This is a genomic window from Pseudomonas sp. PVC-5-1, from assembly GCF_057444345.1.
This window is the reverse complement of sequence record NZ_CM172024.1, coordinates 91,926-105,911: the sequence shown is the minus strand read 5'-3', so window position 1 is coordinate 105,911 and position 13,986 is coordinate 91,926. Positions and strand designations below refer to the sequence as shown.

General features: G+C 62.8%; 13 protein-coding genes. 7 read left to right on the top strand and 6 right to left on the bottom strand.

Annotated elements, in window-relative coordinates; translation table 11 throughout:
* Positions 1 to 290: 290 nt before the first annotated feature.
* The 7 genes from AC2T3R_RS00505 (at position 291) to AC2T3R_RS00475 (ending at position 8,242) form a co-directional block, all read left to right on the top strand.
* A complete protein-coding gene (locus AC2T3R_RS00505) occupies positions 291 to 1,949 on the top strand; it encodes a Na/Pi cotransporter family protein (protein ID WP_486744482.1) in 1,659 nt (552 codons plus the stop codon).
* Positions 1,950 to 1,979: 30 nt separating this feature from the next.
* Positions 1,980 to 3,386: a M16 family metallopeptidase gene (locus AC2T3R_RS00500; RefSeq protein WP_486744481.1), complete on the top strand. Its 1,407-nt coding sequence runs from the start codon at positions 1,980 to 1,982 to the stop codon at positions 3,384 to 3,386.
* A gap of 144 nt (positions 3,387 to 3,530) precedes the next feature.
* Positions 3,531 to 4,553: a DUF5924 family protein gene (locus tag AC2T3R_RS00495; protein ID WP_015268494.1), complete on the top strand. Its 1,023-nt coding sequence runs from the start codon at positions 3,531 to 3,533 to the stop codon at positions 4,551 to 4,553.
* 202 nt (positions 4,554 to 4,755) lie between these two features.
* On the top strand, positions 4,756 to 5,889 hold the full coding sequence (locus AC2T3R_RS00490; RefSeq protein ID WP_486744480.1) for an MlaE family lipid ABC transporter permease subunit: 1,134 nt from the start codon (positions 4,756 to 4,758) through the stop codon (positions 5,887 to 5,889).
* The gene (locus AC2T3R_RS00485; protein ID WP_013970333.1) at positions 5,886 to 6,677 is read left to right on the top strand and encodes an ABC transporter ATP-binding protein; all 792 of its coding nucleotides are present in this window, start codon (positions 5,886 to 5,888) and stop codon (positions 6,675 to 6,677) included. The genes AC2T3R_RS00490 and AC2T3R_RS00485 overlap by 4 nt, the downstream gene beginning before the upstream one ends.
* A gap of 3 nt (positions 6,678 to 6,680) precedes the next feature.
* Positions 6,681 to 7,619, top strand: coding sequence for an MlaD family protein (locus AC2T3R_RS00480; protein ID WP_003256978.1), 939 nt, complete (start codon positions 6,681 to 6,683; stop codon positions 7,617 to 7,619).
* Positions 7,616 to 8,242: an ABC-type transport auxiliary lipoprotein family protein gene (locus AC2T3R_RS00475; RefSeq protein ID WP_410953079.1), complete on the top strand. Its 627-nt coding sequence runs from the start codon at positions 7,616 to 7,618 to the stop codon at positions 8,240 to 8,242. The genes AC2T3R_RS00480 and AC2T3R_RS00475 overlap by 4 nt, the downstream gene beginning before the upstream one ends.
* A 140-nt stretch (positions 8,243 to 8,382) precedes the next feature.
* On the opposite strand, the gene AC2T3R_RS00470 is transcribed toward AC2T3R_RS00475, so the two are convergent.
* The 6 genes from AC2T3R_RS00470 to AC2T3R_RS00445 form a co-directional block, all read right to left on the bottom strand.
* Entirely contained in the window at positions 8,383 to 9,612 is a 1,230-nt protein-coding gene (locus tag AC2T3R_RS00470; RefSeq protein ID WP_102083820.1) for a nucleoside recognition domain-containing protein, read from the bottom strand.
* 271 nt (positions 9,613 to 9,883) lie between these two features.
* Entirely contained in the window at positions 9,884 to 11,212 is a 1,329-nt protein-coding gene (gene gltP / locus AC2T3R_RS00465) for a glutamate/aspartate:proton symporter GltP (RefSeq protein WP_003256981.1), read from the bottom strand.
* A gap of 743 nt (positions 11,213 to 11,955) precedes the next feature.
* The gene (locus AC2T3R_RS00460) at positions 11,956 to 12,426 is read right to left on the bottom strand and encodes an inhibitor of vertebrate lysozyme family protein (protein ID WP_061305082.1); all 471 of its coding nucleotides are present in this window, start codon (positions 12,424 to 12,426) and stop codon (positions 11,956 to 11,958) included.
* Between the two features lie 2 nt (positions 12,427 to 12,428).
* On the bottom strand, positions 12,429 to 12,590 hold the full coding sequence (locus AC2T3R_RS00455) for a DUF1328 domain-containing protein (protein WP_003252966.1): 162 nt from the start codon (positions 12,588 to 12,590) through the stop codon (positions 12,429 to 12,431).
* Between the two features lie 41 nt (positions 12,591 to 12,631).
* Positions 12,632 to 12,922 carry a hypothetical protein gene (locus AC2T3R_RS00450; RefSeq protein ID WP_015268487.1) on the bottom strand — a complete coding sequence of 97 codons (291 nt, stop codon included), beginning with the start codon at positions 12,920 to 12,922 and terminating at the stop codon, positions 12,632 to 12,634.
* 174 nt (positions 12,923 to 13,096) lie between these two features.
* Entirely contained in the window at positions 13,097 to 13,918 is an 822-nt protein-coding gene (locus AC2T3R_RS00445; protein WP_410953081.1) for a BON domain-containing protein, read from the bottom strand.
* Between the last annotated feature and the right edge of the window lie 68 nt (positions 13,919 to 13,986).

Genomic DNA, 13,986 nt, shown 5'->3' with positions numbered 1-13,986 from the left:
ATTACTGAATTCTGCCATTTGCTGTACTGGCCTCTTCGCGGGCACGCCCGCTCCCACAGGGATATCACAGGCCCTGAGGGTGGTGTGGTATCTGTGGGAGCGGGCGTGCCCGCGAAGAGGCCGGCACAGGCAATCATTCATTTCCAGTGTGTTTCAAATAAATGGCAGCCATGCGAAGCTGGCGACAGCTCCGCAAAACAACTAAAGCTTTGAGTGAGCACTGAAAATTCTTCAAACGCTCACGCTTCGTCTCTTGGCCCTCTGGGCCGATGCAACAGGGGGCCGTCGCCATGCTGACCCTGCTCAACCTGCTCTCGGCCGTTACGCTTCTGGTCTGGGGCACCCACATCGTGCGTACCGGCATACTCCGGGTATTCGGCTCGAGCCTGCGGCGCATCATCAGCCAGAACATGAGCAAACGCCCGCTCGCGTTCGTCGCAGGCATTCTGGTCACAGCCCTGGTGCAAAGCAGCAACGCCACAGCCATGTTGGTCACCTCGTTCGTCGGCCAAGGTCTGATGGCCATGACCCCGGCCTTGGCAATCATGCTCGGCGCCGACGTGGGTACCGCGCTGATGGCCCGGGTGCTGACCCTGGACCTGTCCTGGCTGTCGCCGCTGCTGATCTTCCTGGGTGTTATCTTCTTCCTCTCACGCAAACAGACGAGGGCCGGCCAGCTGGGCAGGGTAGGCATCGGGCTTGGCCTGATCATCCTGGCATTGGAGCTGATCGTGCAGGCAGCTACGCCGATTACCCACGCCCAAGGCGTGAAGGTGCTGTTCGCCTCGCTGACCGGTGACATCATGCTCGACGCCTTGGTCGGCGCTCTGTTCGCCATGATTTCCTATTCCAGCCTGGCGGCCGTGCTGCTCACCGCAACGCTGGCCGGTGCCGAAGTGATCAGCCTGCCGGTGGCCATCGGCCTGGTGGTGGGCGCCAACATCGGTAGCGGGCTGCTGGCCTTCCTCAGCACCAGCATGCAAAACGCCGCCGGGCGCCGAGTGGCTCTGGGCAGCCTGCTGTACAAGCTGATCGGCCTGCTGCTGATCATTCCTGTGCTGCACCCGCTGGTGAGCTGGATGGACTCACTGAGCTTCAGCCCACAGGAGCTGGTCATCGGCTTCCACCTGCTCTACAACACACTGCGTTGCCTGATCATGCTGCCCACGGTCAAACCCATGGGCCGGCTGTGCAACACCCTGCTCCCCGAACGAGAAAACGGCAACGGCCAGATTCGCCCGCGCCATCTCGACACCTCGGCGCTGGAAACACCCAGCCTGGCCCTGGCCAACGCCTCCCGCGAAACCCTGCGCCTGGGCGATATCGTCGACAGCCTGCTCGAAGCCATGCTCGGTGCCCTGCGCGGTACCCAGGCCGCCTTGCCGCAGCAGGTCCGCGCCCTCGGCGAGGACGCCGAAGCCTTGTACAGCGCGATCAAGCTCTACCTGGCGCAGATGTCGCGTGAAGACCTCAGCGAACAGGACAACCGCCGCTGGGCGGAAATCATCGAACTGGCGATCAACCTCAAGCTGGCCTGCGACCTGATCGAGCGCATGCTGCGCAAGGTCCAACAGCAGAAAACCAGCCAGCGCCGGGAGTTTTCCCAGGTGGGCCTGGAAGAGCTGACCGGCTTGCAGGAACAGCTGCTGGCCAACCTGCGCCTGGGCTTGTCGGTGTTCCTCAGTGCCGACCCGGAAAGCGCCCGCTTGCTGCTGCGGGAAAAACGCCGTTTTCGCGCCCAGGAACGGCGCCTTGCCCACGCCCATGTCAGCCGCTTGCAGCGCAAGGTAGTGCAAAGTATCGAGACCAGTTCGCTACACTTGGAGCTGATCGCCGACATGAAACGGTTGAACTCTTTGTTCTGTAGCAGTGCCTATGTGGTACTGGGCGGCTCGGACACGGGCGGGCTGATGCTCGACAGCGTGCCGGACGAAGCCCGTCTGCCGTGATTTCGCCTACCTGAGGACCCAAGCTCGCCCATGCGTTGCCTGATGTTCGTTTGCCTGCTGATCTGCAGCCTGCCCTCATTCGCCCTCGACCGCTCGCGGGTTGAAGGTTACCTGTTGCCCAACGGCCTGCAGGTCATCCTGAAAAACGGTTATGAACGTGACCATGTGGCGATTCGCCTGGTGGTCGGCGTCGGCCTGGATGACTTCAATTGCGAGCAGAAAGAGCTGCCGCACCTGCTCGAGCACCTGCTGTTCAGTGGCATCGACGAAACTGGCGAGGGCGGCCTGGAAGAGCGCCTGCAATCGCTGGGCGGCGAGTGGAACGCCTACACCAGCAGCGCCGACACCACCTTCGTCATCGAAGCCCCGGCGCGCAACCAGCGCAAAATCCTCGACCTGCTGCTGGCGGTGATCCACGACACCCGCATCGATGCCAAGGCCCTGGCCACCGCCAAGCGCATCATCGAGCGCGAGGATGGCGGCCACTATGGCCACCTGCAGCGCTGGCTCGACCGCCAGGACATCGGCCACCCCGCCAGTGACCAGCTGGCCACCGAGCTGGGCCTGAAATGCCCGGAGCGCTCCAACCTCGACGACATGACCCTGGAGCAGGTGAACACCTTGCGTGACCGCTGGTACGCGGCCAACAACATGACCCTGATCGTGGTCGGCGGCCTCGACCGCCTGCTGCCGGCCTACCTGGAGCGCACCTTTGGCGAATTGCCCGCCACCGAGCCGGAGGAGCGCCGCACCCTGGAAAGCATCGGCCAGCAAGCTCAACAGCGCCGCGACCTGACCCGCGGCTGGCTGGGCGACAGCGTCAAGCTGCACTGGCTGTTCGTCGAGCCGGTGCTGGACAACGACCATCAGGCCACCCTCGACCTGCTGTCGCACTACCTGGATTGGGCGCTGTATGACCAGCTGCGCTTGCGCAACGGGTTGTCCTACGGCCCTTCGGCACAACGCGAGAGCTTCGGCGACACCGGCCTACTAAGCCTCAATGCCGACCTGGAGCGCGAGGACATCGACCAGGCGGTCGAGGTGATGCAGAAATTGTTCGATCACCTGCGCAAGGAAGGCCTCGACCCGGACACCTTCGAGCGCATCAAGTACGCCAGCGTCGCCAAGGAAAGCTGGAGCACCCAGGGCAACAGTGCCTTGGCCGACTACTACTGGGGCGCGCTGAACGACTATAGCGACGGACGCTTCGCCAACCCGGTGCGCAAGCTGCGGCAGGTCAGCCTGGCGCAGGCCAACGAGGCGCTGAAGGAACTGCTCAAGGAAGATGGCTATGTGCGTATCGAAAAGCCGTTGCTTGGCTATGATGAACTCTATGGGCTGGTTGCCTTGCTATCGGGGCTGATTCTGGCAGCGGGGCTGTTGCGCTGGCGTCGGCACGGTCCGGAAAAACCGAGCGGTGCTACACGCGAGCAGTGAAACGACGGTATCCTTTTGCCAGTACCGGCCTCTTCGCGGGCACGCCCGCTCCCACAAGGTCAGTGACAACCCGGACCCTGTGGGAGCGGGCGCGCCCGCGAAGAGGCCAGCACAGTCACCTCACCCATTCTGTTGTAGCCCCCAATGCCCCAAATCCCCCACATCGTCCAGCGCATCATCGAACTGCTCAAACGCTACCCCGGCATCATCGCGCTCGGCGGTTTCCTCTCCGGCATCGGCAGTTTCATCCTGGTCGACCGTCAGGCTGGCCTTGCCAGCTGGGTAGCTGTGCTCATGCTGGTCAGCTGGCTCTGGCTGATGCTGGAAAACACCCTCACCGGCCTGTTCGCGCGCACCTTCAACCGCGAAATACCGCAGCCATTGCTGCGCTATGCGACACAGATGATCCACCAGGAATCGCTGTTCTTCGTACTGCCGTTCTTCTTCATCACCACCACCTGGAACAGCGGCCAGTTGGTGTTCACCGGCCTGCTTGGTGCCGCCGGGCTGATTTCGATCATCGATCCGCTGTACTACAAGTGGCTGGCACCGAGGCGCTGGCTGTTCCTGGCGCTGCATACCCTGACCCTGTTCGCCGCCCTGCTGACCGCGCTGCCGATCATCCTGCACCTGACCACCGCGCAAAGCTTCAAGCTGGCCCTGATCGCAGCCATGGCCCTGTCGTTTCCCAGCCTTGCCAGCAGCTTCCCGATCAACAACTGGCGCCGTGCCGTGGCCCTGGTGCTGGTCACCCTGTCGGTTGGCGGCGGGGGCTGGCTTCTGCGCTCCTGGGTGCCACCAGCAACCTTGTGGATGACCGAAGTGGCGGTCAGTACCGAAGTGCTGAACCGCCAGCCGGGCGATTCGCTGCACGAAATTGCCGCCAGCCGCATCCGTAGCAGCGGCCTGTACGCCTACACCGCGATCAACGCGCCACGCGGCCTGAACGAGCGGATCTATCACGTGTGGCAAAAGGACGGCCAGGAAGTTGATCGCATTGCCCTGGACATCCATGGCGGGCGCAAGGAAGGCTACCGGGCCTGGACCCACAAGCAGAACTTCCCGCCGAACCCGGTGGGCAAGTGGCAGGTGAGGGTACTGACAGAGGATGGGCAGGTCATCGGTGTGCTGCGCTTCAAGGTGGTCGATGACGCGCCCGCAGGGTGAGTGTAAGGGGCCCCTTTGCGGCCCATCGCCGGCAAGCCAGCTCCCACCGGGCCAGCGATAACCCGCTCCATGTGGGAGCTGGCTTGCCGGCGATGGGCTGCAAAGCAGCCCCCAAGGTCCGTGAAGACAGCACATAATCACCAAACAGCCCATGCCCGCTGCGCTATGATCAGGCCCTAAGCCTTAGCGCCGAGTCAGTAGCATGGAGCCGATGACCACCCCCAGCGCCACCCTGGACACCAGTAGCCAACCGGCCTGCCTGCGCATTACCGGTGACTGGACCCTGGCGCACTATGCCAGCCTCAAGCGTGAGAGCGAGCGCCTGCGGGCGCAATATGCTGCCGATACCGTCGCCGACCTTAGCCAACTGGGACGCCTGGATACCGCCGGTGCCTCGCTGCTGGCCGAACTGCTCGGCTCCGAACGCCTGTCCCGCTGCACCCATGGCCTGCCCGAAGCCAGCCGCGCCCTGCTCAAGAATGTCTACTGCTCGGTGCAGGACTACTGCATTCCGGTCAAGGAACCCGAGCGTAACGTGCTGCTGTTGCTTCTAGAGCGCATCGGCAGTGCCGTTGGCACCTTGTGGCAAGACACCCTGCAGGTGCTCGGCTTCGTTGGCCTGATCCTCGAAACCCTGCTGCGCCGTGCCCTGCAACCCCATCGCTGGCGCTTTACCCCGGTCGTGGCGCACATCGAACAGACCGGTCTGGACGCCGCGCCCATCGTCGCCCTGCTGACCTTCCTGGTGGGCGCGGTGGTGGCCTTCCTCGGCGCCACGGTGCTGGCCGATTTCGGCGCAACCATCTTCACCGTCGACCTGGTGGCATTCTCGTTCCTGCGAGAGTTCGCCGTGCTGCTGACCGCCATCCTCATGGCCGGCCGCACCGCCAGCGCGTTCACCGCGCAGATCGGCTCGATGAAGGCCAACGAGGAAATCGACGCCATCCGCACCCTGGGCCTGAACCCTATGGAGATGCTGGTGGTGCCGCGCGTACTGGCGCTGTTGATTTCGCTGCCCTTGCTGACCTTCATCGCGATGATCTGCGGCATCGTCGGCGGCGCGGTGGTGTGCGCGCTGTCACTGGACATCTCGCCAGCCATGTTCCTGTCGCTGCTGCAAAGCGACATCGGCGTGCAGCACTTCCTGGTCGGCCTGGCAAAGGCACCGTTCTTCGCCTTCCTGATCGCCGCGATCGGCTGCCTGGAAGGCTTCAAGGTCAGCGGCAGCGCCGAATCGGTGGGCGCACACACCACCTCGGCGGTCGTGCAGTCGATATTCGTGGTCATCGTGCTGGATGCGGTGGCTGCGCTGTTCTTCATGGAGATGGGCTGGTGAATGGCCAGGAACGTGTGATCGAGGCCCGCGGCATCTGTAACCGCTTCGGCCGTCAAAGCGTGCACGAAAACCTCGACCTCGACCTGTATCGCGGCGAGATACTCGCCGTGGTCGGCGGTTCGGGCAGCGGCAAGTCGGTGCTGCTACGCAGCATCATTGGCCTGCGGCGGCCCGACGAAGGGCAGATCAAGGTGTTCGGCCAGGACTTGGCCGGCCTGCGCGAAGAGCAGCGCTCACTGGTCGAACGGCGCTTCGGCGTGCTGTTTCAGAAGGGCGCGCTGTTCTCTTCGCTGACCGTCACCGAAAACGTGGCATTGCCGCTGATCGAGCACGCCGGGCTGTCCCGCGCCGATGCCGAGCACCTGGCCGGAGTGAAACTGGCCCTGGCCGGGCTGCCAATCTCGGCCGCCGACAAATACCCGGCCTCGCTGTCCGGGGGCATGATCAAGCGCGCCGCGCTGGCCCGGGCACTGGCACTGGACCCGGACATCCTGTTTCTCGACGAACCCACCGCCGGCCTGGACCCGATCGGCGCCGCCGCCTTCGACCAGTTGATCCTGACCCTGCGTGACGCCCTGGGCCTGTCGGTATTCCTCATCACCCACGACCTCGACACCTTGTACACCATCACCGACCGCATCGCCGTGCTGTCGCAGAAGAAGGTCCTGGTGGCCGGCCCGCTGGCTGAGGTCGAGCAGACCGACGACGCCTGGATTCAAGAATACTTTCATGGCCCACGCGGGCGCGCAGCCGAGCAGGCCGCCACCCGTGCCGGGCAGGAGCGCTGAGCAATGGAAACCCGAGCCCATCACGTTCTTATCGGCCTGGTCACCGTCCTGGTGGTGGCCGGCGCCATGCTGTTCGGCATGTGGCTGGCCAAGTCGAGTGTCGACGACGCCTTCAAGGACTACGAAGTGGTGTTCAACGAAGCCGTCTCCGGCCTGTCCCGCGGCAGCCCGGTGCAGTACAACGGCATCAAGGTAGGCGATGTGTCCACCCTGCGCCTGGACCCGAAAGACCCGCGCCGGGTACTGGCACGGGTGCGCCTGAGCGCCGACACCCCGGTGAAGGAAGACACCCAGGCCAAGCTGACCCTGGCCGGCGTGACCGGCAACTCGTTCATCCAGCTCAGCGGGGGCACCCCGCAAAGCCCCGAGTTGAAAGGCAAGGACGGCAAGCTGCCGGTGATCATCGCATCGCCCTCGCCAATCTCGCGCCTGCTCAATGACAGCAGCGACCTGGTGACCAACATCAACCTGCTGCTGCATAACGCCAACCAGATGTTTTCCGAGGACAACATCGGCCACCTCAGCAACACCCTGTCCAACCTCGACAAGACCACCGGCGCCTTCGCTGGCCAGCACGGCAGCATCACCCAGGCCATCGAGCAACTGGTGCAGGTGGGCAAGCAGGCCAGCGCCACCCTGGCCGAAACCCAGGCACTGATGCGCAATGCCAACGGCCTGCTGGGCAGCGAAGGCAAGCAGGCAATCGGCAGCGCCGAGCAGGCCATGCAGTCACTGGCCGAGAGCACCGCCACCATCAACCGCCTGCTCGAGGACAACCGCGAAGCCATCGGCGACGGTGCCCAGGGCCTGAACCAGCTGACCCCGGCGATTCGCGAGCTACGCGAAACCCTAAACGCACTCAAAGGCATTTCCCGGCAACTGGAGGCCGACCCTAGCGGCTACCTGCTCGGCCGCGACAACAACAAGGAGTTCCAACCATGAAACCGTCGCTGCGCCTGCTGGCCCTGGCGGCCGCACTGAGCCTGGCCAGTGCCTGCTCGATCCTGCCGCAGAGCGAGCCCGTCGACCTGTACCGTCTGCCGGTGAACCAGCCCGGCCGGACGGCGCCGGCGCTGGACTGGTCATTGCGCCTGAACAAGCCGCTGGCCAGCGAAGTGCTGGCCGGGCCACGGATTGCAGTGATTCCCCAGGGCGATGTGGTCAGCAGCTACAAGGGCGCGCGCTGGAGCGACGCAGTGCCGGTGCTGCTGCGCAACCGGCTGCTAGACGGTTTCCAGCGTGACGGCCAGGTAGAACGCCTTAGCGCCGACGACAGCAACCTGCAGGCCGACTACGAGTTGGCTGGCGAGCTTCAGGCGTTCCAGACCGAATACCGCGCGGGCGGGGCGGTGGAGGTGGTGATCCGCTATGACGCACGCCTGGTCCAAGGCCGCAACCAGCGCATTCTGGCCAGCAAACGCTTCGAAATCCGCCAGCCGCTGGCCGACAAGCAGGTGTCAGCGGTGGTTGCCGGCTTCGGGAAAGCCTGCGACCAGCTGACCGGGCAGGTGGTGAGTTGGACCATTGCACAGGCGGGTAGTACACAACCACCATCAGTCCGTTGAGTCAGGCCCGGCTCTATCTCCTGTCAGGGCCTCATCGCCGGCAAGCCAGCTCCCACAGGTACTTCGCATGCCTTGAAGTCTGTGAGGTCAAGGTGGGAGCTGGCTTGCCGGCGATGGGCCGCAAAGCGGCCCCAAAAAGGTCAGGCGAAGAACCAATAGCAGACGAATATCGCCGCGATCACACCGGAAAACTCCGCCAGCAAGGCGCAGCCGACGGCATGGCGCACGCGCTGGATACCCACCGCACCAAAGTAAACCGCCAGCACGTAGAAGGTGGTTTCGGTACTCCCCTGAATCGTCGCCGCCACCAGCGCCGGGAAGCTGTCCACACCGTGGGTCTGCATGGTCTCGATCAGCATCGCCCGCGCCGCACTGCCGGAGAACGGTTTGACCAGCGCCGTGGGCAAGCCCTCGACGAAGCGGGTGTCCAGGCCCAGCCCAGTCACCGCATGACGAATACCGTCCAAGGCCAGCTCCAGGGCGCCTGAGGCCCGCAATACACCCACCGCCACCAGCATCGCCACCAGGTAAGGCAACAGGCCCTTGGCCACATCGAAACCTTCCTTGGCGCCTTCGACAAAGGCTTCATACACCTTGACCCGCTTCAAGGCGCCGATCACCAGGAACAGGGTGATCACGCCAAACAACGTGAGGTTGCCCAGGATCGACGACAGGCTGGCCAGCGCGGCCGCCGAAAGGGTGCCGAGAAAGGCCATGAAGCCGCCCAGCAGCAAGGCACCGGGAATCAGGTAGGCAAGCACTACCGGGTCCCACAGGCGCAGGCGCTGCATCACTGCCACCGACAGCAGGCCGACCAAGGTGGAGACGCTGGTGGCCAGCAGGATTGGCAGGAACACCATGGTCGGGTCCGCCGCACCTTGCTGGGCCCGATACATGAAGATGGTCACAGGCAGCAGGGTCAACGACGATGCGTTGAGCACCAGGAACAGGATCTGCGCGTTGCTCGCCGTGGTGCTACTGGGGTTCAGCTCCTGCAGTGCGCGCATGGCCTTCAGGCCGATCGGCGTGGCGGCGTTGTCCAGGCCCAGGCCGTTGGCGGCGAAGTTCATGGTGATCAGGCCCAGGGCTGGGTGGCCGGGCGGAACTTCCGGCATCAGCCGGGCAAACAGCGGGCCGAGCACCTTGGCCAGCCACTCGACGATGCCAGCCTTCTCGGCGATCTTGAGAAAGCCCAGCCACAGGGTCAGCGTGCCGAACAACAGCACCATCACCTCGACCGACAACTTGGCCATGGCGAATATGCTCTCGACCATCGCCGCGAAGATGCCGGCGTTGCCGCCTATTAGCCATTGGGCCAGGGCGGACACTGCCGCCACCAGGAAAAAGCCAAGCCAAAGGCCGTTGAGCATCCGTGTGTTCCCCCTGAAAAATGCCCGAATGATAGCGTATCGGGGCCGGTGACTGGCGATCGCGATCCTTTGTAGGAGCGGCCTTGTGTCGCGAAAGGGGTGCGCAGCGCCCCCCAAGATTTCAGCTCCGCTGCACAAATTGCCGGGGCCGCTCTGCGGCCCTTTCGCGACACAAGGCCGCTCCTACAAGGGTTCGCAATTGGCTCCCAAGATCTCACAGGCAACAAAAAGCCCCGACAAGTCGGGGCTTTTGGTCAAACAGCAGTCAGGCTCAGCGCTTGGCAGCTTCGCCAACCATGGCCGCTTCCTGCTTGCCGGCCATCAGCGAGGCGTAGTACTTCTCGCCCTTGGCGGCGTCGTACATGCCTTCCCAGCGCGCGATGACCAGGGCTGCCAGGGCGTTGCCCACAACGTTCAAGGCGGTACGGGCCATGTCCATGATGCGGTCGACACCGGCGATGAAGGCCAGGCCTTCCAGCGGGATACCCACGCTGCCCAGGGTGGCCAGCAGCACCACGAAAGAAACACCCGGTACGCCAGCGATACCCTTGGAGGTGACCATCAGGGTCAGCACCAGCAGCAGCTGCTGGCTCCACGACAGATCGATACCGTACAGCTGGGCAATGAAGATGGCCGCGATGCTCTGGTACAGGGTCGAGCCGTCGAGGTTGAACGAGTAGCCGGTCGGTACCACGAACGAGCAGATCGACTTCGGCGCACCGTACTTCTCCATCTTCTCGATCACGCGCGGCAGCACGGTTTCCGAGCTGGAGGTGGAGTAAGCGAGAATCAGCTCATCTTTCATGATGCGCATGATCTTGATCACCGAGAAGCCGAACAGGCGGGCAACCAGGCCCAGCACCATGAAGGCGAAGAAGGCGATGGCGAAGTACACCAGTACCACCAGCTTGGCCAGCGGCAGCAGCGAGCTGAACCCGAAGTTGGCCACGGTCACGGCGATCAGGGCGAACACGCCGATAGGGGCGTAGTTCATGATCATGTGGGTGACCTTGAACATGGTCTCGGAAACCGCCTGGAAAGTACGCACCAGCGGGTCGCGCAGCTCTGCCTGCAGGCTCGACAGACCCAGGCCGAACATCACCGAGAAGAAGATGATCGGCAGCATTTCGCCACGCATCAGCGCTGCGAAGATGTTCGACGGGATCAGGTTCAGCAGGGTTTCGATGAACGCATGCTCATGCTGCACCTCGGCCGCGGTAGCCTGGTACTTGGAGATGTCCACTGTACCCAGGGTGCTCATGTCGATGCCGGCGCCCGGGTGGAACAGGTTGGCCAACACCAGGCCGACGACGATGGCGATGGTGGTCACCACTTCGAAGTAGATGATGGTCTTCAGGCCGATGCTGCCCAGTTTCTTCGCGTCGCCAACCCCGGCGATACCCACGATCAGCGACGAAATCACGATCGGGACGACGATCATCTTGATCAGGCGAATGAAGATGTCACCAGCGGGCTGGAGGACGTTGCTGATCCACCATGCCTTTTCTGCACTGAAATGATTCAGTAGAGCGCCGATTGCAACACCCAGGACCAGACCGATGACGATCTGCCAGGCGAGGCTCAGTTTTGCCTTCTTCATGTCTTTACCCTTTGTTCTAGTGGTCATGGGCACCCAACGGAAACGCGCGTAACAGAGCCGTTGGCTAGGTCACGGGCAGCAGCTGCTTCCGTCCGGCGACTTCATGTAAGGACACCGCAGGCGAGCGATAGGGCGCTCGGCCGGCGAAAAAGGCGGCAACTATTGCGATGGCAAAGGGGGAAATCTAATGCCTGAAGCGCATGGCCCATGCCGTTTATGCATAACGTTTCTGACCAGAACGAGAGGTTCGCAAGTGCTTGATTTACAACGTTCGGAATCCCGAACAAGACCAAACCGCCATATTTAGGCAGATTTGGCAGGGTAAAAAGGACAGGGGCGATGGCTTGTTCGACAATCCGAATGGCCGAAATGCCACTTGAACAAGCGCCGAGCTGATCGAAAAAAATTGATGTGCGGTCGAGACAAAATGTGTCTCGAAGAGGAAATCGCGCAGGGAAGAGACGTTTCCTACATGGCTCCTCGGAAGTCAGGTCTGGTCAGATGCCCCTATGGCACCGCCGACCTGAAACTTCCGATTCCGCCTTTCCTGACCCGGCCCATTGCTGGAGGCACTCCCTGTACCCCTAGGCCACTCCGATCCTGCAACAATCAGAACAGCCCGGCCCCTTGGTCATGTGCAGCCCCTCCTCGGGGCGGCGCATCATAGAAGGCTGAAATATAGACAGGTTCAGCTTCTATTACGTGACAGTGCATGACCTTTCATCCGTACCGGCTACAAACGCTCAGTACCAGTTCGGGTCACGCTTGAGCTGCTCCTGCAGCATTGCCTTCATGCCGTCATCCGGCTCACCCAGCCAGCGGTACTGCGCGTGGCGGGTAGGCGACTTGTCGTTCGGCAGACCTTCGGGCACCTCCACGAGCATCCCGTAGGCATCATCCTTGTCCCAGCTGAACGCCACGATCAGGCGCTTGTAGGTGCAGTTGTCCTGGCCTTCGCACAACGGGCCGACCAGGTACTTGTCGCCGTCTTCGGTGACGGCAGACATCTGCTGCTGGGAACTGCCGGTCAGATTGACCACCCAGTCAGGCAGGCGTTCCTCGCCTTTGATCGTGTCCTGCCAGGTTTCCCTGTACTCCGGGTCCGAGCCGAGCAACTGGTCGACCCGGACCTGGCCGTCATTGGCCGCCATCGCCGCCGCACTGCCACCCAGTAACAGGGCGGCAGCCAGGGCTGTCCAACGCTTCCTGCCCATCTTCAACCTCGTCCACGTCCAAAGAAGAAGGAGGCTACGAACAGCACCAGGAAGACAATGAACAGAATCTTCGCGATACCCGTGGCAGCGCCCGCGATACCACCGAAGCCCAGTACGGCGGCGACAATGGCGATGATGAGGAAAGTGATAGCCCAACTCAGCATGGTGGTTCTCCTTTCTTTTTCGGAATCGGTTCAACCGGCGGTCAGAACACCCAGCGGTCCTGGGGTACGACATTTTCCAAGGTGCCCGGTGACGCACTGGCCTGGCCGGTTGGCAGCGGGTCGGCGGCCTTGACCAGGGTGTTGGCACGGGTTGCCTGAATGTGCGTCAACAGGGCGGTCTGCGCCGCCACTTGCTCGGCCAGGCGCGCGGTCTGCCAGCTGTAATAGAAGAGGCCAGCGGCCAAAGTCAGTACCAGCGCCAGGCCGAGTGACAACACCTGGCGCAGGGGCAGTGCGGCGCTCTGCAAGCGGTTGACGGATTGGCAGTTCATGCCGGCTCCTCCTGCTGTAATTCTTGTTCAAACCTGAATAAGTAATTGCAGCCTGCATGCCAGCCTTTTGATTCAAATAAAATCCTTTAAAATCAAGTATTTACACATGAAGGCGATAATCGACAGGGACGTATCCTGCACGATGCCTTCCGTGGGGTCGTGCGAATTGCACGATCAACCTTCGACCTTGGTCGCTACCTTGAGCAGGTCGGCATCCACCCCGCGCACGCCGATGATCTGCCTAGCGATTTCCACGGCGATGGTTTTCTGCTCGCTGCTGACCACCTCGCCTGAAAGCCGAACCAGCCCCTCTTCGCTGGCCACTTTCAGGTTCAGGCCATCGAGGTTGCGGCTGAAGCGGTAGCTGTTCTGGATCTTGTCGATGATCCAGCTGTCACTCGGCTGCGGCCCGGTCGGCAGCCCAACCGGAGCTTCCCGGGCCTTCGCCATGGCGGCGGTATCGAGGCTGACCAGGTTGTTGACCAGGTGTACGCCCTCGGTGGTGCGCGCCACCACGCCGGCCAGCTCCTTGGCCTCGGCACTGTCGACCTTGCCGCGCAGGGTCACCACACCTTCGCTGCTCTGTACATCTATAGGTGCCTTCTCGGTTATGCGGCTCCATAGCAGCCGAGCACGGATCACGGCGGCCAGGGTGGCATCCTCCAGGCGCTGGGCGTAGGCACGCAACGCCAGCGGGCGCTCCACCAGCTGGGCATTGACCCGCAGTTGGTTGTCAACCTGCTCGATGCCACGGGTAGCCAGAGCCACATGCTCTGCCAGCTGGCGCTCGACGTCGTTCTCCACCTCACCGGAAAGCCGCGCCTGCTTGCCATCCACCTCGACCTGAATACGGAACGGGTCGAGCATGCGGTTCAGCGACAGGGCAGTTTGCAGGGCCCCCTCCAGGCGGGCGTCTTGCACCGGATCGGCGAATACCGGCGTGAACACCGGTAGCAATGTGGCTGCCAACATGGCGGCTCGGATGGAAAAGGGCATGGCAGTGCCTCCTTTTGTAGGCAAAAACTGAAAATCCTCGCAACCAATGTGCCACCGTGCGCCTCTAA

Excerpts from the sequence above, each read along its gene's own strand:
- AC2T3R_RS00455 (WP_003252966.1), bottom strand. The coding sequence starts at position 12,590 with ATGCTGAGTTGGGCTATCACTTTCCTCATCATCGCCATTGTCGCCGCC.
- AC2T3R_RS00470 (WP_102083820.1), bottom strand. The coding sequence starts at position 9,612 with ATGCTCAACGGCCTTTGGCTTGGCTTTTTCCTGGTGGCGGCAGTGTCC.
- AC2T3R_RS00460 (WP_061305082.1), bottom strand. The coding sequence starts at position 12,426 with ATGGGCAGGAAGCGTTGGACAGCCCTGGCTGCCGCCCTGTTACTGGGT.
- AC2T3R_RS00445 (WP_410953081.1), bottom strand. The coding sequence starts at position 13,918 with ATGCCCTTTTCCATCCGAGCCGCCATGTTGGCAGCCACATTGCTACCG.
- gltP (WP_003256981.1), bottom strand. The coding sequence starts at position 11,212 with ATGAAGAAGGCAAAACTGAGCCTCGCCTGGCAGATCGTCATCGGTCTG.
- AC2T3R_RS00495 (WP_015268494.1), top strand. The coding sequence starts at position 3,531 with ATGCCCCAAATCCCCCACATCGTCCAGCGCATCATCGAACTGCTCAAA.
- AC2T3R_RS00505 (WP_486744482.1), top strand. The coding sequence starts at position 291 with ATGCTGACCCTGCTCAACCTGCTCTCGGCCGTTACGCTTCTGGTCTGG.
- AC2T3R_RS00480 (WP_003256978.1), top strand. The coding sequence starts at position 6,681 with ATGGAAACCCGAGCCCATCACGTTCTTATCGGCCTGGTCACCGTCCTG.
- AC2T3R_RS00490 (WP_486744480.1), top strand. The coding sequence starts at position 4,756 with ATGGAGCCGATGACCACCCCCAGCGCCACCCTGGACACCAGTAGCCAA.
- AC2T3R_RS00475 (WP_410953079.1), top strand. The coding sequence starts at position 7,616 with ATGAAACCGTCGCTGCGCCTGCTGGCCCTGGCGGCCGCACTGAGCCTG.
- AC2T3R_RS00450 (WP_015268487.1), bottom strand. The coding sequence starts at position 12,922 with ATGAACTGCCAATCCGTCAACCGCTTGCAGAGCGCCGCACTGCCCCTG.
- AC2T3R_RS00500 (WP_486744481.1), top strand. The coding sequence starts at position 1,980 with ATGCGTTGCCTGATGTTCGTTTGCCTGCTGATCTGCAGCCTGCCCTCA.